We start from the raw sequence: 22,499 nt of genomic DNA on the forward strand, positions 1-22,499 counted from the left end.
TGTGGCCGCGTCTCACACAGCGAGGGAAATGAAGCGGCGCGGCGCAAGGGTGCGCAGCGCGCTGCGGGCGACCGGAGCCCGTTCGCCCGCGCGACCGATCAGGGACGGCGACGCGTCGTCGCCCCGAGCCCGACGAGACCGACCGCGACCAGCAGCAGCGACATCGGCTCGGGCACGGCACCGGGCTCGCCGACCGGTGCGAAGATGTCGCGGAACTCCCAGGCGATCACGTCGTGATTCGCAGCCGCCGCGCCGGTCGCCGACGTGAAGCCGACGAACGCGTCCGGACTGCCCAGGACGCCGACGAGGTCGGTCGTGAGTGACAGCAGCGAAGCTGCCGGGCGGGCGTCGACATCGTCGAGCCGCACTTCGAGCAGATCGGTCGCGCCGTTGTAGTCGATCCATGCGAACAGGTCGCCGCCGCCGTCGAGCGCGACCGGCAGGTTGTCGTTGCGCGCGACCGAGTTGACACTGCCGTTGAGGTCGATGCCGACATGGTTCGCGCTGGCGCCGTCGACGCTGGGGTTGTTCCAGTTGTCGAACTCGACCCCGACGCTGTTCCCGAGCCCGGCATAGCCGATTCCGACCCCGTCGCTGCCTGCGGTGTTCGACACCGTCTGCACGACGAACACCAGTCCGTCGGCGCCGCCGTTGACCTGGTTGTTGAAGTTGAACTGGAACTTCGTGCTGAACGACGCTTCGTTGGCGAGCGTGATCGGCGACGTGCTGAATACCGAGCCCGCCTGGTTACGCTCGGCGGGCGCGACGCGCAGAACCGACCGTCCCGCCGCATCGGTCGCGGTCGCTGCCGCACCGTTGTGCTGCAGTCCAGCGGTCGAGGAGAAATCATCAAAAGTGATAGTGATTGCCGACGCGGCTGACGACACGCCGAGGGCGAGCACAGCGGCGAGCTGATGGGTTCGACTCATGGTGTTCTCCATGACGGGAGGGGCAGCGCGACCGAGCAGGATATGTGCCTCGCACTCGCCTGGGCCAATGGGCCTGGAACGGATGATGCTGCACCAAGGATTCAATCCGATGGAGACCGAACATGGCGAAGAGCAACATCCTCGGCGGCGACGAGATACCGGTCGTGCCGCCGGGACACAGCACGGCGGACCTCGGGCCGAGCGACAGCTCGGACAGCGGGAGCGACATCGCGGGCGCCGGCGGGCTCGCCGACGACGTCGGTCTCGGCAATGAGAGCGGGACGACCTCCGACATGGATCTCGGCCACGGCGCGGGACCGGACGTCGGCGACTCGAACCTCGACAGCGACACCGACGCATCGGGAACCGGCGAGCGCCGCTGCGCGGGCCGCGACGACAGCAGCCGCGAGGCGAACGACATCCAGCCGGACAAGATCACGCGGGATCCGGGCGGAATGACGCACAAACCGTAGCGGGCGGGACCCACGGCCGGGAAGATTTACAGGCGCAGTGTCGGAACTACAAACGGCACTGCGGCGGATTGCGCCGTCGGTGCGGCGAGCGACGGGAGCACGCAATTCCGGCCCGGCATTCGGATGAGGACGCCGCCATGAAAGCGATAGGCAGGACGCGATGGGCGATCGCGGAGGGCTACATTCCCGAGTCGAGCGACCCGGTGAGCCGACAGCTCGAAAGCCACGAGACGGCCTGCATGCTGAATGCCGGCGGGCGCGACGCTCACGTCGAGATCACGATCTTCTATGCCGACCGCGACCCGGTCGGCCCCTACCGCGTCACCGTTCCCGCCCGGCGCACGCTGCACCTGCGCTTCAATGACCTCGCCGACCCGCAGCCGATTCCCCGCGACACGGATTATGCGAGCGTCTTCGTCTCCGACGAACCGATCGTCGTCCAGCACACACGGCTCGACTCCCGCCCGACAGCGCTGGCACTGCTGACCACCGTCGCCTACGCCGACGACTGACCCCGAACGCCGAAGCTCCGCGCCGCGCCGCTCGCACATGCAGTGACAGGCGTACCTTTGCCACGGCCGCCCCTGTAACTTTGTGTGACAATGCGGGCGCTACGCAAAAGGTTATATCGCTCGATGCACTTTAACGTCCTTCGTTCGCTCGGCCTGCTCGTGTCGCTGGCCTCGACCGTCGTCACCGCGCCCGCCTGCGCGGGAGCCCAGGCGGACCGCGCGGTCGCTGCGGTCCGACAGCTTATCGAGTCGGGGGTCGTGCCCGCCGGCACGACGCTGCGACTCGGATTCAAGCAGGGCAACATCGACGCCTTCCTCGGTCGTGATCTCGCGCTGCAGAAGGAATGGGAAAGTCGCACCGGCATCGTTCTCGATGCCCACATCGTGCCGCAGCAGGCAACGCGCAAGACGCTGAAGTCGTGGGAGCGGGTCGACCTCACCGTCGCGCGGAACCATGAGTACCCTGACCTGTTCGGCGAGGGGCTGATCAACGACCTCACGCCCCTGTATGCGAAGTTCGGCTTCCAGCTCGACGGCGAGTCCGCAGACGGGTTCATCCGCCCCGACATCCAGTCCTGGCTCGGCAACCGGATTGTCGCGGTTCCCGCCGACGGCGACGTGGCGGTGTTGTACTTGCGGCGTGACCTGCTCGACGATCCGCACGAGCAGGAGGCATTCCGAAAGACATACGGTCGAGCGCTCGAAGCACCGCGCACGTGGCGCGAATACGAGGCGCTGCAGGAGTTCTTCCACCGTCCCGCGCAAGGGCTGTATGGCAGTGCGGAGGAGCGCGACGAGGAAGGCGCGTGGATGTACTGGAGCCTGCGCTTCCTGAGCGCCACCCAGGGTGCCCCGAAGCTTTTCGACCGCGGAATGCGTCCGCAACTCGAATCCGCGGCGGCGATCGCGGCGACCGAAAGCTATGTCGCGGCCGTCCGCTACTCGCCGCCGGGGATCACCGACCCCGGCAAGGGTTACAACTTCGTGCTGCCGCTGTTCGCGCAAGGCAAGGCCTTCGCGAACCTGTCGACCATCGCCGCGGCGCGCCTCTTCAACGATGAGCGCTCCGCGGTGCGCGGCCGTTTCGTGGCGGTACCCGTCCCGGGCGACCTGCACAACGGCAAGCTCGTGCGCCGCAACACGATCATCTACGGCAACAACCTCGTGATCCCCGCCTCGGCGCCGCACCCGGCGCTCGCCTTCCTCTATGCAATGTGGCTCACCGATCCCGACGTCTCGCTGCGTTCAGTCGGCCTCAGCAGCGGCTTTGCCGATCCATACCGTTGGAGCCATCTGCACGACCCACGCGTCCGCGACGCGTATACACCCGAAGCGCTCGCAGTCTTCGCCGACGCGTGGTCCGCCGTCTGCCCCCCGGGCACCGGCTTGCGCGGCGACAGCGAGTATCTCGCGGCGCTCGACCGCCACCTGACCTCGGCGGCGCGTGGTGAAATCGGCGCCGCCGAAGCGATGAAGCGGACGACGAGCGACTGGAACGCAATCACGCAGCGGCTCGGTCGCGCGACGCAGGCACGCGACCGGCGGGCGTTGCGCGCATCCGCGGGAGGCGGACGATGAAGCGCGCGCTGCCCCGCATCCGCCCGCTCTTCACTGGTCCGCGGCTCCGCCCCTCGCTGCTCGTCCGCCTATCGGCGATGTTCGCGCTCGGCGGCGTGCTCGTCGTGACGCTCCTGCTGTTCGGCAACCGCGCGCTGCATGATGCCGAACGACGGCTCGAAGACGCGGTGATCCAGCAAGTCCGGCCGCTCGCGGCCACGCATCGGCTGCAGACGCGCACCAACGATCTGCGCACGCACGAACTCGAACTGCCGCAGGTGCGGGACTTCTTCGCGCTGCCACAGCACCTCGAACGCCTCGAAAGCGAAATCGTGGCGGTCGCGGAGGAGATGGAGCCCTTCCTCGCGTTGCTCGCGCAGTCGCGGCCGCATGACGCGCATCGTCTCGCCGAGCACTGGCAGCACTACCGCCACGAGTTGAGCGAAGTCATCCGCCACGCGCGCAACATGGATCTGCACGCGGCCGAGGAGATCACGAACCGGCGTTCGCGCGGCCCGCACGCGGCGATTTCGGCAATCCTGCGCGACCTCGTGAGCGGAACCGAGAGCGCCGCCGAGGACGCCTACCGGCAGGCGCAATACGAACAACGGCGCGAACAGCGTTTCTTCCTGATGCTCTCGTTCGGCGGCTTCGTCGCGCTCGGGTGCGGACTGCTGATCTTCGCGCGCTCCCTGTCGCGCCGCATCGGCCGGTTGCGCCATGCGGCGGCGCGCCTCGCCGCGGGCCAGGACAGCGATCCGATCGACACCTCGGACCGCGACGAGATCGCCGACCTCGCCGGCGCGTTCAATGCGATGCAGAACCGGGTCCTCGAACGCGAGCGCAGTCTGCGCGCGGCGCGGGAGGAACTCGAGGACCGCGTCATCGCGCGCACGAAGGCGCTCGCCGCGGCCAACGCACGGCTGTGGATGCTGTCTCAGGCGGTCGAGCAGAATCCGATCGGCGTCCTGATCGCGACGATGGAGCGCCGCGTCGAATACACGAACCCCGCCTACGTCCGCGTCACCGGCCGACCGGCCGAAACGCTGCTGCCGGGCGAGATCCCCGTGCCGCACGGCGACGACCGGAGCAACTCGGCCGAGGCCGCGCTGCAGGCGGCGCTCGTCGCCGGCCGCGACTGGGAAGGCGAATGGCTCCGTCGCAGGCCCGACGGCAGCGATTACTGGGAGCACCTTCGTCTGGTCACCGTTCGCAACGAACACGGCCTGCCGGCGCACCTGCTGCTGATGCGCGAGGACGTCTCGCAGCGGCGGCAACAAGAGGAAAAGGTCGCCTACCAGGCGTATTACGACACGCTGACCGGCCTGCCGAACCGCACGCTTGCGCTCGACCGCCTCGGGCAGGCGGTCAGCCATGCGGACCGCCGCGGCAACAAGTGCGCAGTGCTCTTCATCGACCTCGACAACTTCAAGCAGATCAACGACACGCTCGGCCACGTCGCCGGCGACGAGCTGCTGTGCCAGGCGGCGGATCGTCTGCGCGAGGTCGTCCGCCAGGAGGACACCGTCGCGCGCCTCGGCGGCGACGAGTTCCTCGTCATCCTCGGCGGCGTGAAGTCCGCATCGGACGCGCAGACCGCGGCCGGCAAGATCATCGAAGCGTTCTCGCCGGTGTTCCGCATCGACGGCCGCGAATTCGGTGCGTCGCCGAGCATCGGCGTGTCGCTGTACCCGGACGATGGCGCGGCGCCGCCGGTGCTGCTGCGCAATGCCGACATGGCGATGTACGAAGCCAAGGAAGCGGGCCGCAACACCTACCGCTTCTTCAACCAGAAGATCCATGACGATTCGGTCGCCCGGCTCGAGATGGAACGCCAGTTGCGCGGCGCGCTCGATCGCGGCGAGCTCGAACTGCATTTCCAGCCGCTCGTCGCGGCGAAGAGCGGCAAGCTCGTCGGTGCCGAAGCGCTGCTGCGCTGGCATCACCCGGAGCTCGGGCACGTGTCGCCCGACTGCTTCATCCCGCTCGCCGAGCAAAGCGGCCTCATCGTCAGCATCGGTAACTGGGTGCTCGACGAGGCGTGCCGGCAGGCCGCGCACTGGCGCGCCGCGCACGGCGGCGAGTTCGTCATCGCCGTCAACGTGTCCCCGCGCCAGTTCTCAGGCAGCGGCCTCGTGCAGGCGGTGCGCGAATGCGTCGAGAAATATTCGATCCCGCGTGGCCAGCTCGAGATCGAAGTCACCGAAGGCCTGCTGATCCGCAACCCGTCCGAAGTGCGCGACGCAATGGTCGCGCTCGAATCGCTCGGGGTGACGGTCGCGCTCGACGACTTCGGCACCGGCTACTCGTCGCTGAGCTATCTGCGCGCGTTCCCGTTCCATACGATCAAGATCGACCGCAGCTTCGTGCGCGACATTTCGGACGACGCCGAGGACTGCGCTCTCGTCGTCGCCGCGATCCGCATGGCCCACGCACTCGGCCTGCGCGTCGTCGCGGAAGGAGTCGAGACCGAAGCGCAATCCCGCTTCCTCGCGACGTTGGAGTCCGACGTGCTGCAAGGCTACCTGTTCGGCAAGCCGCAAGCCGCCAGCGCGTTCGCGCGGCACTGGTTCCCGGCGACAGCCGGGACAGCCTAGCCCACCATTTCGTCGCCGCCGGGCGCAGCCGGTCGCCCCCAGCGCGGCGAGCCGCCGGGCGGTCGACTCGCCGCCTCCGTCCTTCCCCGCCGCAACGATGCGGAGCCTGCCTGCCGCATCTTTGCATGGCAGAATGGCGGCTCTGTCGGTAGATTGGCGACAACATGAGTTGCCCGCCCTGTCAATGCAGGGCGATGCCGAGCGTGTGGCGAACTTCACGATCCCTGCGAGATTGAAACCCTTGCGCATTCCTGCGGATTTTTTCCGGCTCGCTGCGACCCCGCGACGGGCCGCGGGCGGGCGCACCGGCACGAAATGACGACAGCGCGCGCCGAACTTCTCGCCGTCGAGGATGCGCGCATCGGCATGTTCGTCGCCGATCTCGACCGCCCTTGGGAAGGCACGCCCTTTCTGCTGCAAGGCTTCGTCATCGACGACGACGCGACGCTCGCGCAGCTGAAATCGCTGTGCCGCTTCATCTACGTCGATCGCAGTCGCTCGGTCGGCGAACATTTCCGCACCGCGGGCCGCGAAGACGTCGCGTCGCAGGTCGGCAAGAGCGCGCGCGCGGCGGCCGCCGTGTCCCCTGCCCCCCGTGGCAAATCCGGACCCGGCTTCCTCGAGATCCTCGATCTCGTGCGCAAGGGCAAGATCGACCCGGCCACGTCGAAGAGGCTCGGTGGGAGCTTCCCAACCGACGACGAACCCTGCCAGGTCGAGCAGGAACTCATTCGCGCGGCGGCGGCGTTCGAAGACACGCTCGGCGCGTTCGATCTCGTGGTCGCCGACGTGCGGGGCAGCCGCAAACCCGACCTGCGCGCGGTCGTCGCCAGCGTCGAGGAGATGATGCGCAGCATCCGACGCAACCCCGACGCGCTGCTTTGGCTGCTGCGGCTCAAGCGCCACGACAGCAGCAGCTATCATCACGCGCTCGACGTCACGGTTCACCTGATGCTGTTCGCGCGCAGCCTCGGCTTCGCCGATGAAGGCGTGACCATGCTCGGCGTCGTCGGCCTGATGCAGGACATCGGCAAGGTCCGCCTCCCGGAGCGGGTGTTGAAGAAGGAAGGCCCGCTCACGCGGCTGGAGATGGAACTGGCGAAGACCCACGTCGAATTCTCGAAGCAGATCATCGCCGGCAGCGCGCACGACCTCCCCGGCGTCGTCGAAGTCGTCGCCCGGCATCACGAACGCGTCGACGGTTCGGGTTACCCGCGCGGCCTGCGGGCCGACGAAGTCGGGCTGCACGCGGAAATGGCAGGCATTGTCGACAGCTTCTGCGCGATGACGCGCCGCCGCCCTTACGGGGAAGTGCTGAGCACGCAACGGTCACTCGAAAGCCTCGTGAAGCTGCGCGGCGTGAAGTTTTCCGCGGCCGTCGTCGATGGCTTCATCCAGTGCGTCGGGCTGTATCCCGCCGGCACCCTCGTCGAGCTCAATTCCGGCGAAGTCGGCGCGGTGATCGCACAGAACCGCGTGCGCCGGCTGCTGCCGCGCGTACTCGTGCTGCTCGCGCCCGACAAGACGCCGAACCGCTACCCGCCGATGCTCGACCTGCTGTACGCCCCGGTGACTCCCGACGGACAAACGTACTCGGTCGTCAGAGCCTTGCCCGCGGGCGCCTACGGCATCGATCCGGCCGAGTTCTACCTGGCGTGAGAGACGGACTATGACGACGACGAGCAGTACCGAAGCGCTTGCGGCGGTCGGACTCGGCGACGCGGACCGGGCCGCGCTGCGCGCCTTCGCGCTCGCCGTCCCGGCCCTCACGTTCGAGAGCGCCTTCGCTGCCGCACTCGACGCGCGAATGCCGGGCGCAGCCGCGTCGAGCTTCGCGGAGGCCGCGTTCTTCAACGTCCTGCTCGAACGGCTGCAGTGGACCGAAGCGACCTGGCTCGACACGCTGGCCGACGCCTGGGCCGACTGTCTTCGCGCAGACGCCGCCGCGATGCTGCCGACGCGCGCGCTGTCGGCGCTGACCGAGGCGGCACGCGCGACGTTGCGCGACGACGAGTGGCCCGGCGGACGGGCGGAGTGGGACATCCTCTCCGCGATCGAAAAACTCGTCCAGGCCGCGGCGGCGCGTCTGTCCGGGGCGACGCTCGAAGAGCGTGCGCCGCGACCCGAATCCGGCGAAGACAGCGGCGCGGCGACGGGGCTGCCGACGCGCCAGCACTTCGTCGCCCTGCTCGAACAGGCGCTCGCCGGCACCGGGGAGGAGGGCGTCGGCCTGCTGCTGCTGCGCCTCGACTGGGGCCCGAGCGACCAGCACCTGCTGACCGCGCAGCGCGAGTGGCTCGGGCAGATGCTCGGCAGCGGCATGCGCGGGATCCTGCGCCCGGGCGATGTCTTGTCGGCGATCGGCGACCACGAGTGGGCGCTGCTGATGCCGGCACTGCGCAACGACGCGCAGATCCTGCTCGCCGCGCGCCGGCTGATCGACGCCTGCCAGCGCATGATCGACAGCGCGTTTCCACCATTGCGCGTGCGGCTTCACGCGGGCAGCGCGCGCGCGCCGGAAGACGGCAGCGACGCGCAGGACCTCGAGCACGCCGCACGCGCCGCGCTGCACAGCGCGCTGCGCAACAACCTCGAATTCGCGATGTTCCGCCCCGAGATGGCGCCGGCCCTGGAGTACGAGCGCGCGCTCGAACGCGACATCGCGCGCTCGGTCGACCGGCCGCCGTTCGAAATCTGGTTCCAGCCGCAGATTTCGCTCGCGACGGGCCGCTGCGTCAGTGCCGAAGCGCTGCTGCGCTGGCGACGCAGCAAGGACGAGTGGGTGCCGCCGCCGCAGATCGTGGACATCGCCAGCCGTCTCGGCCTGATGCCGGCGCTGTCGCGCTGGCTGATCGCGCAGGTCGTGCGCATCATCAGCGAACTGACGGCCAGCGGGATCGACATCCGCGTTGCGCTGAATCTCGTCGCTGTCGACCTGCACGACGAGGACCTGCCGCCGCTGGTCTTCCAGACCCTCGCCGCGTGGCGGGTGCCGGCCCAGAAGCTGTGCATCGAAGTCACCGAAGGCGCGCTGATCGACGACCGCGACCGCGCTGCGCGGATCATCGAGCAACTGCGGGGGCACGGCTGCAGCGTCGCACTCGACGATTTCGGCACCGGCTTCTCGTCGCTCGGCTACCTGCGCGACCTGCCGGTCAGCGAGCTGAAGATCGACCGGCTCTTCATCCGCGACATGGTCGACTCGGAGCGCGACCGCGCCATCGTCACCGCCGTGCTGGCGCTCGCGCGCGGCTTCGGCATGAGCGTCATCGCCGAAGGCGTCGAGGACTCCCGCACCGTCGACGAGCTGCGGCGGATGGGCTGCGACTACGTGCAGGGCTTCCACTTCGCGCGGGCGATGCCGCAGCACGAACTCGTGGACTGGATCCGCGCCCGCAACGCTTGAGTGCGATAAAAAAGCGCCCTGCGGCCCTTAATAACGGTCAAGTCGCTGCCGTAGTAACCGACTAGACTGCTCAGCTATCGAGCGCCTCCGAGAGAGAACAATGTTCGTCGTCCGCCAAAAGAAGACCTTGCTCGCCGCCGACACCCGGCTGGCTGCACTCGCCGAAGAGAACAATGCGCTGCACGCGCGGATCGCCGCGCTCGAGGCCGAACGCTCCGCGCTGACCGACGAGATCGCCGCCGCACACCGCGAACGCGACGCGCTTGCCGGTGTGTTCCGCAACCTCGGCAGCTTCGGCGAATCCCTCGCCGGCGTGCAGCAGTCGTTTCTCGGCCTCGCGACGACGCTGAACGACGAAAAGCGCTCCGCTGCGGACGCCGCGGCGCAGTCCGACACGAATCGCCTCGCGTTCGAGCGGATCGCCGACAACCTGAAGCGGATGTTCGGCACGATCAGCGACGCGTCGCAGCGGGTGGACGAGCTGCACAGCCGCGCCGCGGAGATCGGCGGCATCGTCCAGCTGATCAAGGAAGTCGCCGACCAGACCAACCTCCTCGCGCTCAACGCCGCGATCGAGGCGGCCCGCGCCGGCGAGGCTGGACGCGGCTTCGCGGTCGTCGCCGACGAAGTGCGGAAACTCGCCGAACGAACCAGCATCGCGACCTCCGACATCACGTCGCTGGTGACGACGATCCAGTCCGAGACCGCCGCCGCACGCACGGTGATGCAGCACGGCGCGAACGATGCAGCGAGCTTTTCCGGCGACAGCGAAGAGGCGATGCGCAGCATGGAGCACCTGCGCGGGCTGTCGCAGCAGATGGAATCCGCGGTCGCGTCGTCGGCGCTGCTCGCGGACGTCGAACTCGCGAACATCGAAGAGCTGATCCTCAAGCTCGAGGTCTACAAGGTTTTCCTCGGTCTGTCCGACCTGCGCCCGGAACGGATTCCCGACGAGACCGCATGCCGGCTCGGGCTCTGGTATTACGACGGCGAAGGCAAGTCGCTGTTCTCGCGCCTGCCGGGCTACGCGGCGCTCGAATCGCCGCACCGCGCGGTGCACGAACATGCACGCCGCGCGCTGACGCTGCATTACGCGCGCGATGTCGAGGGTGCGCTGACGGCGCTCGCGGCGATGGAGCAGGCGAATCTGTCGGTCATGAACGGGCTCGCGAAAATGCTGCAGCGGGCGGAGCCGGACGGATCCGCGCCCCCGACCCGCGCCCCCCGCGCGCAGTAACACATCGAAAGCCGGCTTCCCGAGTGGGACGCCGGCATCGAACAGGACCGGTCCCCCGGGTCCGCCGGTAGATCGCGTCGCGGGATATTCCCAGCTCAGAACGCGATCGCAATGCCGAAATGCACGCGCAGCCGGCGGTCGTCCTCGCCGTACGCGAGGTCGATCGCGAGCGGCCCGGCCGGACTCTTCCAGCGCGCACCGACGCCGTAGCCCGCTTTGAGGTCGAACACGTCGCGGTTGTCGGCGGCGTCACCCATGTCGACGAAGGTCGCGACGCCCCACTGCGGCCGAAACCAGTGCACGTACTCCGCGCTGAGCACCGCGAGGTAGCGCCCACCGACGGTCGCCTCGCCTTCGCGCACGCCGAGACTCTGGAACGCGTAGCCGCGCACGGTCTGCGTGCCGCCGGTGCGGAACAGGAAATCCTGCGGCACACCCTCGCTGCTGTTCGCGAGCGTCGCGCCGCCTTCGGCGCGCAGGATCAGCACGTCGCGCTCGGCAACCGGCTGGTAATACACGTAACGGCTGTACAGGCGCAGGAAGTCCTGGTCCGACAGCAGCGTCTTTGCGGCGCCGCCGATCTCGAACTGCAGCACGTCGCCGTCGCGCGGATCGAGCAGGTCATCGACGCGGCGCCGGGTCCACGTCCAGTTTGCCGTCAGCGCCTTGCGGCTGCTCGCCTCGGCGCCGTCCGGGTCGCGCTTTTCGTGCTGCAGCCGGATCGCGAGACGGGTGTCGATGTTGCCGCGCGTCTTCGTCCGCGCGACGCCGAACGCCTGCGTGACGAGCGTGAGCCCCTCGATGTGGCTGCGCTGGAGCGCGACGCCGAAACTGTCGTGGTAGTTGTCCCCGGTCGGCGGCAGGAACACGTCGGCAAAGCCCGCCTGCCCGCGCTGCTCGATGCGCAACGCGGTCGCAAGCTCCCAGCCGCGGTCGAAGATGTTCACGTCGCGCCAGCTCGTTTCGACGCGGAAGCCGGTGTTCGTCGAGTATCCGGCGCCGAACCCGAGCTGCCGCGATTGCGCCTCGGTCACCTGCACGCGCACCGGCACCGCCGCGGCCAAGGCCGGATCCCGTTCGATATCGACGATCACCGACGCGAACTGCGGGTTGTTCTGCAGCGCCGTCTGCAGCGCGAGCAGGCGTTCCTGGTCGAACCGGTCGCCCGGCTCGAGGAGGTTGAAGCGTTCGACGAAATCGCGCGGAAGATGCTGCAGCCCGGACACTTCGAGCGGACCGAGAAAAAAGCGCGGGCCCGAGTCGACCGTCACCGACAGCCGCACGGTTCCCGCTTCGGGGTCGACCTCGGCGCGGCTGTCGGCGATGCGCGCGGCCGCGTAGTCGCGCACCGAAACGCCGTCGAGCAGTCGCCCTTTCGCGTCGTCCCACGCGGCCTGCCGGAAGGGCTCACCTTCGCCCAGCGCCCAGGCTTCACGCAGCACCTTCCGCCGTTCGGCGCGCTCCGCGCCGTCACCGGCGAGATCTCCTTCGAACTGCAACTCGACGTCGGCGATCTTCGCCCGCAGCCCCGGCACGACTCTGACCCGCCAGCCCTCAGGCCCGCGGTCGAGGTCGATAGCGGGGGTGAAATAGCCTTCGGTCGCGAGCAGGTCGGCGGCTTCGCGGCGCGTCCGGCGCACGAGCGCGCTGCGGTCGGCGCGCTCCTCCGGCAAGACCTGATGCTCGGGCTGCAGGATCCGCAGGTGGCGTTCGAGCACGGGCCGCACGCTGTCCGGCGCGTCGAGTTCGACCTGCAGCCGCTCTTGGGCATGGACGCCGGGCGCGAGTGCGAGCCACGCGGCGGCAAGCGCGGTCCGGCAGAGCTTGTGCGCGCGGGGCACTGTCATGCTCCGGATTCTAACGACCGGGCACGGGCGCAGGCGTTCCACTTTGCAAGTTGCGCCTCACACCGTCGCCCACGAGCGGCCGCCGTCCGATGCGGCCTCACGTACCCATCGCCATCAGGCTCGCATTGCCACCCGCCGCCGCGGTGTTGATGCTGAGACTGCGCTCGACCACGAGCCGGAACGGATCGTAGATCGGCTGCGGGCGCACCAACGGCAGGATCGGCCCGTCGCGCGCCGCGAGCCGCCGTCGCCACTCGTGGGCGGACGCGCCCGGGCCGTCGAAGAGCAGCGCGGCGAAACTACCGGTCGCCCAGTCCGCGTCGATCCCGACCTTCGCCGCGACGAGCGGCGGCAGGACGGTGCGCAGCATCCGTACCGGCTCGTCGTCTCCGAACACGATGCGGTTGCCCGTCGCGAGCGCGGCGAGGATCTGGTGGAGAACGCCCGCGGTCGATTCGGCAATTCCGGCGAGCGTGCCGCGCGGAACAAAACTCAGGCTGTTGTCTTCGCCGGTCGCACCGGCGAGCGTCAGGCGCAGGCCGGTCATGCTGCACGATCGGTAAGTCTCCGCATGGGCAAACAGCGCCGCGGCCTCGTCGCGATCGAGCTCGGCGCACGCCGTCCCGTCGAGCCAATGGACGCACGCGTCGAATGCGCTGCCGTCGCCGGTCGCGCTCCCACGCCGCGCGAAGTCGGGGCCGGGGCCGCGCCGCAGCAGACGATGCAGATACAGCGGCCCGCCCGCCTTCGGCCCCGTCCCCGAGCGCCGCTCGCCGCCGAATGGTTGCACGCCGACGACAGCGCCGATGATGTTGCGATTGACGTAGATGTTCCCGACATGCGCGCGCGCGACGATTTCGTCGATCGTCTCGTCGATGCGCGAGTGGATGCCGAGCGTCAGCCCGTAGCCGGTCGCGTTGATGTCATCGACGAGCCGGCGCAAGTCCCCGGCGCGGTAGCGCAGCACATGGAGCACCGGGCCGAACACTTCGCGCTCCAGTTCGGCGATATGGGCGATCTCGATGATCGTCGGCGCGACGAAGGTCCCACGCGCCGAGCCCTCGGGCAGTTCGAGGCGATCGATCCGCTCTCCGGCGCGCCGCCGCTCTTCAACGTGGCGCTCGAGCCCGGCCTGCGCACCCGCGTCGATCACCGGGCCGACGTCGGTGCGAACGTCGACCGTGCAGCCAACCGCCAGCTCGCGCATCGCCCCCTTCAACATCGTCAGGAGGTGATCGGCGACGTCGTCCTGCAGGCACAGCACGCGCAGTGCCGAGCAGCGCTGGCCGGCCGAATCGAACGCCGACGCGAGCACGTCGGCGACGACCTGCTCGGGCAGCGCGGTCGAATCGACGATCATTGCGTTCTGTCCGCCCGTCTCGGCGATCAGCGCTACATCTTCGGTGCGCGTGGCGAGCGTCCGGTTGATCCCGCACGCGACCTCGGTCGAGCCGGTGAACATCACCCCGTGCACGCGGGGATCGGCGACGAGCGCCGCGCCGACCTCCTCGCCTCGCCCAGTCAGCAACTGCAGCGCCGCCTCCGGAACGCCGGCCTCATGAAAGAGCCGCACCGCGAGAGCGGCGATCAGCGGCGTTTGTTCGGCCGGCTTCGCGAGCACCGGATTGCCGGCGACGAGCGCCGCGGCGACCTGGCCGGCGAAGATCGCGAGCGGGAAGTTCCACGGACTGATGCAGACGACCGGCCCGAGCGGTATGTGCGACGTGTTGTCGAAGAGGCGCGCCTGCGCCGCGTAATAACGGCAGAAATCGACCGCCTCGCGCACTTCGCCGACCGCGTTCGCCCACGATTTGCCGGCTTCGCGCACCGCGAGCGCGATCAACAGCGACGCGTCACGCTCGAGGAGATCGGACGCCCGTTCGAGGAGATCGGCGCGGCGCGCGGGACGCACCGCTGCCCACTCGGCCGCGAAGGCCTCGGCCGCGCCTAGCGCCGCCGCGACCACCTCGGCGTCCGCATCGACGACTTCGCCGACGATGTCGCTCGCATCCGCGGGATTCGTTATCGCCTGCGGTTCTCCCGTCTCGCCGGTCGAGCCCGCCACCATCGGCACCGCGCGGTGACGCGTCGCGCGGCTCGCCTGCAGCGCTTCGGCAAGCGCTCTTCGCACGGGCTCGCTCACGAGGTCGTAGCCGGCGGAGTTGCGGCGGGCGAGGCCGTAAAGGTCGGCAGGCAGCGGAATGCGCGGATGGGGCGCGCCTGCGAGAGGCTCGCCCGCCGCGACGGGATCGGCGATCAGCTCATCGACCGGCACGCGCTCGTCGACAATGCGATTGACGAAGCTCGTGTTGGCGCCGTTTTCCAACAGGCGGCGCACGAGATAGGCGAGCAGCGTCTCGTGGGTGCCGACCGGCGCGTAGATGCGGACCAGCCGGCGCAATGCCGGATCGCCGACGATCTGGTCGTACAGCGGTTCCCCCATGCCGTGCAGGCACTGGAACTCGTAGTCGCCGCGCCGGTAGTTGCCGTCTGCCAGATGCATGACCGCGGCGAGCGTATGCGCGTTGTGCGTGGCGAACTGCGGGTAGAGCGCGTCCCGCGCGGCGAGCAGCTTCTTCGCGCACGCGAGGTAGCACACGTCCGTATAAATCTTGCGCGTATACACCGGGTACCCGGCGAGCCCGTCGATCTGCGCGCGCTTGATCTCGGTGTCCCAGTACGCGCCTTTCACGAGCCGCACCATCAGCCGGCGCCCACGGCGCCGCGCGAGGTCGACGAGCCAGTCGATCACGAACGGTGCGCGCTTCTGGTACGCCTGAACGACGAAGCCGAGTCCGTCCCAGCCGTCGAGACCGGCGTCGCGCACCAGTGCTTCGAGCAGATCGAGCGACAGTTCGAGCCGGTCGGCTTCCTCCGCGTCGATGTTGAGGCCGATGTCGTAACCACGCGCGAGTGCGCACAGCGCCCGCAGCCGCGGCAGCAGTTCGCCGACGACGCGGTCCCGCTGCGACCAGGTGTAGCGCGGATGCAGCGCCGAGAGCTTCACCGAAATGCCGTTGCCGTCGACGACGCCGCGCTGCGCCGACGCGTTGCCGATCGAGTGGATCGCGTGCTCGTACGCCTCGTAATAGCGCTGTGCGTCGGCCGCGGTCATCGCCGCCTCGCCGAGCATGTCGAACGAATAGCGATAGCCTCGGCTTTCGGGCTCCCGGCCGCGCTCGAGCGCCTCCTCGATCGTCCGCCCGGTAACGAACTGCTCGCCGAGAAGACGCATCGCGAGGTCCATGCCTTTGCGGATCAGCGGTTCGCCGCCGCGGGCGACGACTTTCTGCAGCGCGCTCGCGAGCCCTTCCTCACCGCGCGTCGCGACGATCCGGCCGGTGACGAGCAAGCCCCAGGTTGCGGCATTGACGAACAGCGACGGACTGTGGCCGAGGTGCCCGCGCCAGTCGCCGCGCGCGAGCTTGTCGCGGATCAGCCGGTCCGCCGTCGCCCGGTCGGGCACGCGCAGCAGCGCCTCGGCGAGGCACATCAGCGCGACGCCTTCCTGGCTCGACAGCGAGAATTCCTTCATCAGCGCATCGACGCCGCTCGAACGGCGGCGCTTCGCGCGCAGGCCTCTGACGAGCCGGCACGCAAGATCGTGGATCCGCTTCTGCAACGCCGGCGCGATCTGCGCTTCGGCGACCAGCGGCGGGACGCAAGCCGGCTCGGGAGGCCGCGTCGCGGCAGTGACCCGTTCGCGCAACGCTGATCGGGGAGCATCGGGCAGCGCCGCCGCGGCCGGTGGAAACGTGTCGAAAGTCATGACCGTCAGACTCCTACGAGGCCAAGCGGACACGGCCCCGGCCATCTCGGACCGGAGCGCTTGCGCCGTCGGACCGGGTGCAGCGGCGATGCGTCTTCGGCCGGCGCCGGGCTACCCGACCAACAGTTCGGATTCTGGTCGGGGCGCGCACTGGACTTTACGCCCATGTCCCGACCGGGGCACTATCGGCTCAGCCTTCCTGGTGATAGCGCGTCACGCGCTCGACTTCGTTCGTCGAGCCGAGGATCACCGGCACGCGCTGGTGCAACTTCTCGGGTTGCACGTCGAGAATACGCTGTCGCCCGGTCGTCGCCGCACCGCCCGCCTGCTCGATGATCATCGCCATCGGGTTCGCCTCGTACATCAGCCGCAGCTTGCCGCCCTTGTCGCGGCACTTCTCGTCCATCGGGTACATGAAAATGCCGCCGCGCGTGAGGATGCGATGCACGTCGGCGACCATCGACGCGACCCAGCGCATGTTGAAGTCCTTCCCGCGCGGGCCGGTCTTGCCTTCCTGCAACTCGGTGACGTAGCGCTGCACCGGCGGTTCCCAGAAGCGCGCGTTCGATGCGTTGATCGCGAATTCCTGCGTGTCGACCGGGACCGTCATGAACGGATGCGTATAGACGAAGCTGCCCATCTCGCGGTCGAGCGTGAAGCCGTGGACGCCGTTGCCGACCGTCAGGACGAGCAGCGTCGACGGACCGTACAGCGCATAGCCGGCCGCGACCTGCTCGGTCCCGGGCTGCAGGAAGCACTCTTCGTCCGGCTCCTTGACACCTTCCGGAAAGCGCAGCACCGAAAAGATCGTCCCGACCGAGATATTGACGTCGATGTTCGACGATCCGTCGAGCGGATCGAACAGCAGCAGGTAGCCGCCCTTCGGGTAGTCGAACGGAATCTGATGCACTTCCTCGACCTCTTCCGACGCCATCGCCGCGAGGTGACCGCCCCATTCGTTGGCCTGCAGCAGGATCTCGTTCGCGATGACGTCGAGCTTCTTCTGGGCCTCGCCCTGGACGTTGTCGGTGCCGGCCTCGCCGAGCACGCCGGCGAGCGCCCCTTTCGACACGTTGACGCCGATCGCCTTGATTGCACGCGCGACGACCTCGATCAGCAGGCGCAAGTCCGGGTTGGTGCGGCCGGCGCGCTGCTGCTCGATCAGGAACTGGGTTAGCGTGACACGTCGCATGTAATGACTCCTTGTTGGTCCGGCTGCGCCGGACTTCTGCGTGATTCGTGATGACTGAAGCGGCTAGCAAAGATCGTTCGAGCCTTCGCCTGCTGCGAAAGACTCGTCGAAGTCCTGCCGCCGCCCTGCGACGGACTGGGGCGAACATTTGTAATCGAATGCCGATTCAATTGCCCGAGCGTAACCGCTCCCGATCACGGTTCAACCGGACCCACCGCAGCGGCCGCGCGTCAGGCGCGCCCGGCAGGACCTTTCGTGTTCGAGAACGGCCTCGGAATACCGTCGCAAGCTTCGATACGGATTATCCCGCGGAAGACCGGATGCTGCACCTGCACTTTCGCTTGAAGCCGGTTATGATCGGCCGACACCGCGTGACTTCTTCCCACGAACATACCGGTCCGCTCGCGTCAGCGACCATCGGACCACTCGACCATCTATGCATGTCATCGTTTTAGGCGCCGGAATCACCGGCGTCACGACGGCCTGGTACCTCACGCAGGCCGGCTTCGACGTCAGCGTCATCGACCGCGAACCCGAAGCGGCGCTCGAAACGAGCTTCGCGAACGGCGGCCAGATTTCGGTCAGCCACCCTGAGCCGTGGGCGAATCCTGCCGCGCCGCTGACCGCGCTGCGCTGGCTCGGTCGCGAAGACGCGCCCTTGCTGTTGCGCCCGCAGCTCGACGCCGCACAATGGCGCTGGGTGCTCGCGTTCCTGCACGAATGCCTGCCGCATCGCAGCCGGCGCAATACCGACGCAATCGCAAGCCTCGCGGTACACAGTGCGGAGCGTCTGCGCGCGCTGCGCGCCGCCACCGGGATCACCTACGACCACCTCGAGCGGGGAATCCTGCATCTGTTCTTCTCGGCGAAGGAATTCGGGCACGCGCGCGAACGCCTCGGAGTGCTCGCATCACATGGCATTCGCGCCGAGACCTGCGGCCCCGCGGATTGCATCCGGATCGAGCCCGCGCTCGCGGGTCTGAGCGCCGCGCTTGTCGGCGGCCTCTACGCGCCCGACGACGAATCGGGCGACGCTCACCGTTTCACCCAGGCGCTCGCCGAGCGAGCGCGGGAAGCGGGCGTCCGCTTCCACTTCCGCACCACGGTCAGCCGGATCGCTCGCCTCGGCGGGCGTGTCGACGGCATCGAAGTCACCGACGAAGCCGGGCGGCCGGGCATCCTCAAGGCGGACGCCTACGTGCTTTGCTTCGGCAGCTACGGCGCGAGGCTCGTCGCACCGCTCGGTGAACGCTTGCCGATCTACCCGGTAAAGGGCTATTCCGTGACCGTCCCGGTCGCCGACCCAAGCCGCGCGCCCTGCGTCAGCCTGACGGACGAATCGCGCCGGATCGTCTGCTCGCGGCTCGGCGACCGACTGCGAGTTGCCGGAACCGCCGAGCTCAGCGGCTTCGACACGGCGCTGCACCCCGAGCGCTGCCGCTCGATCCTCAACTGGCTCGATTCACGTTTTCCCGGCGCGGGCGACACTGAGAAAGCGCAGATGTGGGCGGGGTTGCGCCCTGCGACGCCGAGCAACCTGCCGCTGATCGGCCGCAGCCGCCTGCCCAATCTCTGGTACAACACCGGGCACGGCACGCTCGGCTGGACGCTCGCCTGCGGCTCGGCCGATTCGCTCGCCGATCTGATGTCGGGCCGCCGCCCGAAGGTCGCAGCGTTTCCCTTCCTCGCCAGCGACAACTGAAGGCCCACGACGGCGAAGGACGTGCCGCTGCGCGTTCCGGCGCCACACGAGGACGTGCAGGCCGGGCGTCCTACTTGACGACCTTGAGGTGGCCCCGCCCCCCCGCCGGGCGTGCGCCGCCCGACGACGGGGACTCCGGGCCGGGCTGCTCGGGCTCGTCGTCATCTTCGGCTTCGATCAGCGCCGCATGCTCGCCCTCCGCCGTCGCCGCGTCGGGCTCGAACGCCATGCCGTGGCCATTCTCGCGCGCGTACACGGCGAGAACGTTCGACACCGGAATCGACAGCGCATGGGCCGCGCCGCCGAAACGCGCCTGGAAGGTGATCAGTTCGTTGCCCATCAGCAGCTGATTCGTCGCGTCGGGGCCGAGGTTCAGCACGATCTGGCCGTCGCGGGCGTAACCGGGCGGCACGACGGTGCGTTCATCGACGAGCACCGCGATGTGCGGCGTGAACCCCTGGTCGACGCACCATTCGTAGATCGCGCGGATCAGGTAGGGTTTGGTGGATACGTGGGTCATCGGAAACGGTCAGTAGCGCCCCCTGCGCGAGGGGGCTTCCGGCATCAGCGCCGCATCACCTTCTCGGACGGCGTCAGCGCGTCGATGAAGCCCTGGCGGCTGAAAATCCGTTCAGCGTACTTCATGAGGTTCGCCGCGGCCTTCGGCAGTTCGATGCCGTAATGCTCCAGGCGCCACAGCAGCGGCGCGATCGCGACGTCGAGCATCGAGAACTCGTCGCCGAGCATGAATTTCTGCTTGACGAAGATCGGTGCGAGCTGCACGAGCTGGTCGCGCACGTGAGCGCGGTCCTTCTCGGCGCCCTTCTGGTTCTTCTCGAGCGCGTCGATGTGCGAGAACAGCTCCTGCTCGAACGTGTGCAGCAGTTGCCGCGCGCGCGCACGCAGGATCGGGTCCGGCGGCATCAGCTGCGGGTGCGGAAAGCGCTCGTCGATGTATTCGTTGATGATGTTCGCTTCGTACAGGACGAGGTCGCGATCGACCAGCACCGGGACGCGGTTATACGGATTGATGACGGCGATGTCTTCAGGCTTGTTGTAGAGATCGACATCGATGACCTCGAAGTCCATCCCCTTTTCGAACAGCACGATCCGGCAACGATGACTGAACGGATCGGTTGTGCCGGAATACAGGTTCATCATGGTCTTGCAGCTCCAGATACAAAAGCAAAGCGCACCACGCGAAGATCGCGTGGTGCGTCAGGTTCATTGAAGGCGCGGATCAGGTTCCGCAGCGGTTCAATGAATGTCCTTCCAGTAGTTCTTCTTCAGAGCATAGGAAAGCACGAACAGGCCCGCCAGGAAGATCAGCACGAAGATTCCGATCGTCTTGCGCTTTTCGGCCACCGGTTCGCCCATCCAGACGAGGAAGGACACGAGGTCGGCGACCGTCTTGTCGTACTCCTCGACGCTCATCTTGCCGGGCTTGGCCAGTTCGAGCGCGATGCTCTTCGTGCCGTCCTCGTGCTCGGTTACCTTCGCGATCTGTTCGCCCTGCATTTCCCACAGCGCGTGCGGCATGCCGACGTTTGCGAAGATCACGTTGTTCCAGCCGGTCGGACGGGCCGGATCGCGGTAGAACTGGCGCAGGTAGGTGTAAAGCCAATCCGCGCCGCTGCCGAACTCCGACGCGCGCTGACGCGCGATCAGCGTCAGGTCCGGCGGCGTCACACCGAACCAGGCCTTCGATTCGGCCGGCCGCATCGCCACCTTCATCAGATCGCCGACGCGTTCGCCGGTGAACATCAGGTTATCGCGAATCTGCTGCTCGTCGAGACCGATCTGCTGCAGCGTGTTGTAGCGGGCAAAGCTCGCGCTGTGGCAGTTCAGGCAGTAATTGACGAACGTCTTCGCGCCATTCTGCAGCGCGGCCTGTTCGGTGCTGACCGGAGCCTTATCGAGGTGCAGCGCCGCGCCCGCGGCCAGCGCAACCGCCGGTGCGAACAGGGCCGCCGCAGCAAGGCGCTTGAGAGTCTTGATCACACTAATGCTCATTTGAACGTCACCCTTTCCGGTTCCGGTTTGCACTTGTCGATTTTGCTGTACCACGGCATCAGCAGGAAGAACGCGAAGTACAGCACCGAGCAGATCTGCGCGACCAGCGTCCGGCCCGGGGTCGGCGGCAGCACGCCGAGGTAGCCGAGGATGAAGAACGCGACCAGGAAGACCGCCAGGATCGCCTTGAACAGGCCACCCTTGTAACGGACCGACTTCACCGGGCTGCGGTCGAGCCACGGCAGGAACGCGATGATCACGACCGATGCGCCCATCGCGACGACGCCCCAGAACTTCGCATCGACACCGAACAGCGGATAGGTCACCGCGCGCAGGATCGAATAGAACGGCGTGAAGTACCATACCGGCGCGATGTGCAGCGGCGTCTTCAACGGGTCGGCCGGGATGAAGTTGTTGTACTCGAGGAAGTACCCGCCGCCCTCCGGCGCGAAGAACACGATCGCCGAGAAGAAGATCAGGAAGCCGACGACGCCGACGATGTCCTTCACCGTGTAGTACGGATGGAACGGGATGCCGTCGAGCGGAATGCCGTTCGCGTCCTTCTTCTTCTTGATCTCGACGCCGTCCGGGTTGTTCGACCCGACCTCGTGCAGCGCGACGATGTGCGCCGCAACCAGACCGATCAGCACCAGCGGCACGGCGATGACGTGGAACGAGAAGAAGCGGTTCAGCGTGGCGTCCGAGACGACGTAGTCACCGCGGATCACGAGCGACAGGTCGGGACCGATGAGCGGGATCGCCGAGAACAGGTTCACGATGACCTGAGCGCCCCAGAACGACATCTGGCCCCACGGCAGCAGGTAACCCATGAACGCTTCGGCCATCAGCGCGAGGAAGATCAGCGTGCCGAAGATCCAGATCAGTTCGCGCGGTTTGCGGTACGAACCGTAGATCAGCCCGCGGAACATGTGCAGGTAGACGACGATGAAGAACGCCGACGCGCCGGTCGAATGCAGGTAGCGGATCAGCCAGCCGCCCGGCACTTCGCGCATGATGTACTCGACGCTCGCGAATGCGACCGGGATGCCGGAGGCATTGACGGAGGCGTCCGGCTTGTAGTGCATGACCAGGAAGATGCCGGTCAGGATCTGGATCACCAGCACGAGCAGCGCCAGCGAACCGAAGAAGTACCAGAAGTTGAAGTTTTTCGGCGCGTAGTACTCGGACAGGTGCGCCTTCCAGGTCGACGTCAGCGGGAATCGCGCGTCGATCCAGTTGACCAGTGCTTGGGATTTGGTTGTCAT

16 protein-coding genes are annotated in these 22,499 nt (G+C 67.8%); 8 read left to right on the forward strand and 8 right to left on the reverse strand.

Going from position 1 to position 22,499, the window contains the following annotated elements:
• Positions 1-98: 98 nt before the first annotated feature.
• Positions 99-929 (reverse strand): lectin-like domain-containing protein, encoded by an 831-nt coding sequence (locus ROZ37_RS00720; RefSeq protein ID WP_312656685.1) that lies wholly within the window; start codon positions 927-929, stop codon positions 99-101.
• A gap of 122 nt (positions 930-1,051) precedes the next feature.
• Here ROZ37_RS00720 and ROZ37_RS00725 point away from each other — a divergent pair, with 122 nt between their 5' ends.
• From ROZ37_RS00725 to ROZ37_RS00755, 7 genes are all read left to right on the forward strand, one after another.
• Entirely contained in the window at positions 1,052-1,402 is a 351-nt protein-coding gene (locus ROZ37_RS00725) for a hypothetical protein (RefSeq protein ID WP_312656687.1), read from the forward strand.
• Positions 1,403-1,539: 137 nt separating this feature from the next.
• Positions 1,540-1,914: a sensory rhodopsin transducer gene (locus tag ROZ37_RS00730; protein WP_312656689.1), complete on the forward strand. Its 375-nt coding sequence runs from the start codon at positions 1,540-1,542 to the stop codon at positions 1,912-1,914.
• A gap of 123 nt (positions 1,915-2,037) precedes the next feature.
• Positions 2,038-3,492: an extracellular solute-binding protein gene (locus tag ROZ37_RS00735; protein WP_312656690.1), complete on the forward strand. Its 1,455-nt coding sequence runs from the start codon at positions 2,038-2,040 to the stop codon at positions 3,490-3,492.
• Positions 3,489-6,068, forward strand: coding sequence for an EAL domain-containing protein (locus ROZ37_RS00740; RefSeq protein ID WP_312656691.1), 2,580 nt, complete (start codon positions 3,489-3,491; stop codon positions 6,066-6,068). Before ROZ37_RS00735 ends, ROZ37_RS00740 begins: the two co-directional genes overlap by 4 nt.
• Before the next feature lie 315 nt (positions 6,069-6,383).
• Positions 6,384-7,727, forward strand: coding sequence for an HD domain-containing phosphohydrolase (locus tag ROZ37_RS00745; protein WP_312656692.1), 1,344 nt, complete (start codon positions 6,384-6,386; stop codon positions 7,725-7,727).
• Between the two features lie 10 nt (positions 7,728-7,737).
• Positions 7,738-9,474 (forward strand): GGDEF domain-containing phosphodiesterase, encoded by a 1,737-nt coding sequence (locus ROZ37_RS00750; RefSeq protein ID WP_312656694.1) that lies wholly within the window; start codon positions 7,738-7,740, stop codon positions 9,472-9,474.
• A gap of 100 nt (positions 9,475-9,574) precedes the next feature.
• Positions 9,575-10,711, forward strand: coding sequence for a methyl-accepting chemotaxis protein (locus ROZ37_RS00755; RefSeq protein WP_312656695.1), 1,137 nt, complete (start codon positions 9,575-9,577; stop codon positions 10,709-10,711).
• Positions 10,712-10,806: 95 nt separating this feature from the next.
• On the opposite strand, the gene ROZ37_RS00760 is transcribed toward ROZ37_RS00755, so the two are convergent.
• The 3 genes from ROZ37_RS00760 to ROZ37_RS00770 all read right to left on the reverse strand — a co-directional run bounded on the left by ROZ37_RS00760 (position 10,807) and on the right by ROZ37_RS00770 (position 17,519).
• Complete coding sequence (locus ROZ37_RS00760) at positions 10,807-12,558, reverse strand: autotransporter assembly complex family protein (protein WP_312656697.1); 1,752 nt, start codon at positions 12,556-12,558, stop codon at positions 10,807-10,809.
• A 97-nt stretch (positions 12,559-12,655) separates the two neighbouring features.
• Positions 12,656-16,327 carry a trifunctional transcriptional regulator/proline dehydrogenase/L-glutamate gamma-semialdehyde dehydrogenase gene (gene putA / locus ROZ37_RS00765; RefSeq protein ID WP_312656699.1) on the reverse strand — a complete coding sequence of 1,224 codons (3,672 nt, stop codon included), beginning with the start codon at positions 16,325-16,327 and terminating at the stop codon, positions 12,656-12,658.
• Between the two features lie 190 nt (positions 16,328-16,517).
• Entirely contained in the window at positions 16,518-17,519 is a 1,002-nt protein-coding gene (locus ROZ37_RS00770) for a class 1 fructose-bisphosphatase (RefSeq protein WP_312656700.1), read from the reverse strand.
• Positions 17,520-17,955: 436 nt separating this feature from the next.
• Here ROZ37_RS00770 and ROZ37_RS00775 point away from each other — a divergent pair, with 436 nt between their 5' ends.
• Positions 17,956-19,221, forward strand: coding sequence for a D-amino acid dehydrogenase (locus ROZ37_RS00775; protein ID WP_312656701.1), 1,266 nt, complete (start codon positions 17,956-17,958; stop codon positions 19,219-19,221).
• A 70-nt stretch (positions 19,222-19,291) separates the two neighbouring features.
• On the opposite strand, the gene ROZ37_RS00780 is transcribed toward ROZ37_RS00775, so the two are convergent.
• From ROZ37_RS00780 to ROZ37_RS00795, 4 genes are all read right to left on the reverse strand, one after another.
• Positions 19,292-19,741, reverse strand: coding sequence for a ClpXP protease specificity-enhancing factor (locus ROZ37_RS00780; protein WP_312656702.1), 450 nt, complete (start codon positions 19,739-19,741; stop codon positions 19,292-19,294).
• A 44-nt stretch (positions 19,742-19,785) separates the two neighbouring features.
• Entirely contained in the window at positions 19,786-20,382 is a 597-nt protein-coding gene (locus tag ROZ37_RS00785) for a glutathione S-transferase N-terminal domain-containing protein (RefSeq protein ID WP_312656704.1), read from the reverse strand.
• Positions 20,383-20,478: 96 nt separating this feature from the next.
• Positions 20,479-21,234, reverse strand: coding sequence for a cytochrome c1 (locus tag ROZ37_RS00790; RefSeq protein WP_312656706.1), 756 nt, complete (start codon positions 21,232-21,234; stop codon positions 20,479-20,481).
• The gene (locus ROZ37_RS00795; protein ID WP_312656708.1) at positions 21,231-22,499 is read right to left on the reverse strand and encodes a cytochrome bc complex cytochrome b subunit; all 1,269 of its coding nucleotides are present in this window, start codon (positions 22,497-22,499) and stop codon (positions 21,231-21,233) included. The genes ROZ37_RS00790 and ROZ37_RS00795 overlap by 4 nt, the downstream gene beginning before the upstream one ends.

The sequence above is a fragment of the Aromatoleum sp. genome (genome assembly GCF_032027225.1).
Taxonomy (GTDB): Bacteria; Pseudomonadota; Gammaproteobacteria; order Burkholderiales; family Rhodocyclaceae; genus Aromatoleum.

What these genes read in the sequence shown, in the direction of transcription:
- ROZ37_RS00720 (WP_312656685.1), bottom strand. Translation starts at nt 929, where the DNA reads ATGAGTCGAACCCATCAGCTCGCCGCTGTGCTCGCCCTCGGCGTGTCG.
- ROZ37_RS00725 (WP_312656687.1), top strand. Translation starts at nt 1,052, where the DNA reads ATGGCGAAGAGCAACATCCTCGGCGGCGACGAGATACCGGTCGTGCCG.
- ROZ37_RS00730 (WP_312656689.1), top strand. Translation starts at nt 1,540, where the DNA reads ATGAAAGCGATAGGCAGGACGCGATGGGCGATCGCGGAGGGCTACATT.
- ROZ37_RS00735 (WP_312656690.1), top strand. Translation starts at nt 2,038, where the DNA reads ATGCACTTTAACGTCCTTCGTTCGCTCGGCCTGCTCGTGTCGCTGGCC.
- ROZ37_RS00740 (WP_312656691.1), top strand. Translation starts at nt 3,489, where the DNA reads ATGAAGCGCGCGCTGCCCCGCATCCGCCCGCTCTTCACTGGTCCGCGG.
- ROZ37_RS00745 (WP_312656692.1), top strand. Translation starts at nt 6,384, where the DNA reads ATGACGACAGCGCGCGCCGAACTTCTCGCCGTCGAGGATGCGCGCATC.
- ROZ37_RS00750 (WP_312656694.1), top strand. Translation starts at nt 7,738, where the DNA reads ATGACGACGACGAGCAGTACCGAAGCGCTTGCGGCGGTCGGACTCGGC.
- ROZ37_RS00755 (WP_312656695.1), top strand. Translation starts at nt 9,575, where the DNA reads ATGTTCGTCGTCCGCCAAAAGAAGACCTTGCTCGCCGCCGACACCCGG.
- ROZ37_RS00760 (WP_312656697.1), bottom strand. Translation starts at nt 12,558, where the DNA reads ATGACAGTGCCCCGCGCGCACAAGCTCTGCCGGACCGCGCTTGCCGCC.
- putA (WP_312656699.1), bottom strand. Translation starts at nt 16,327, where the DNA reads ATGACTTTCGACACGTTTCCACCGGCCGCGGCGGCGCTGCCCGATGCT.
- ROZ37_RS00770 (WP_312656700.1), bottom strand. Translation starts at nt 17,519, where the DNA reads ATGCGACGTGTCACGCTAACCCAGTTCCTGATCGAGCAGCAGCGCGCC.
- ROZ37_RS00775 (WP_312656701.1), top strand. Translation starts at nt 17,956, where the DNA reads ATGCATGTCATCGTTTTAGGCGCCGGAATCACCGGCGTCACGACGGCC.
- ROZ37_RS00780 (WP_312656702.1), bottom strand. Translation starts at nt 19,741, where the DNA reads ATGACCCACGTATCCACCAAACCCTACCTGATCCGCGCGATCTACGAA.
- ROZ37_RS00785 (WP_312656704.1), bottom strand. Translation starts at nt 20,382, where the DNA reads ATGATGAACCTGTATTCCGGCACAACCGATCCGTTCAGTCATCGTTGC.
- ROZ37_RS00790 (WP_312656706.1), bottom strand. Translation starts at nt 21,234, where the DNA reads ATGAGCATTAGTGTGATCAAGACTCTCAAGCGCCTTGCTGCGGCGGCC.
- ROZ37_RS00795 (WP_312656708.1), bottom strand. Translation starts at nt 22,499, where the DNA reads ATGACAACCAAATCCCAAGCACTGGTCAACTGGATCGACGCGCGATTC.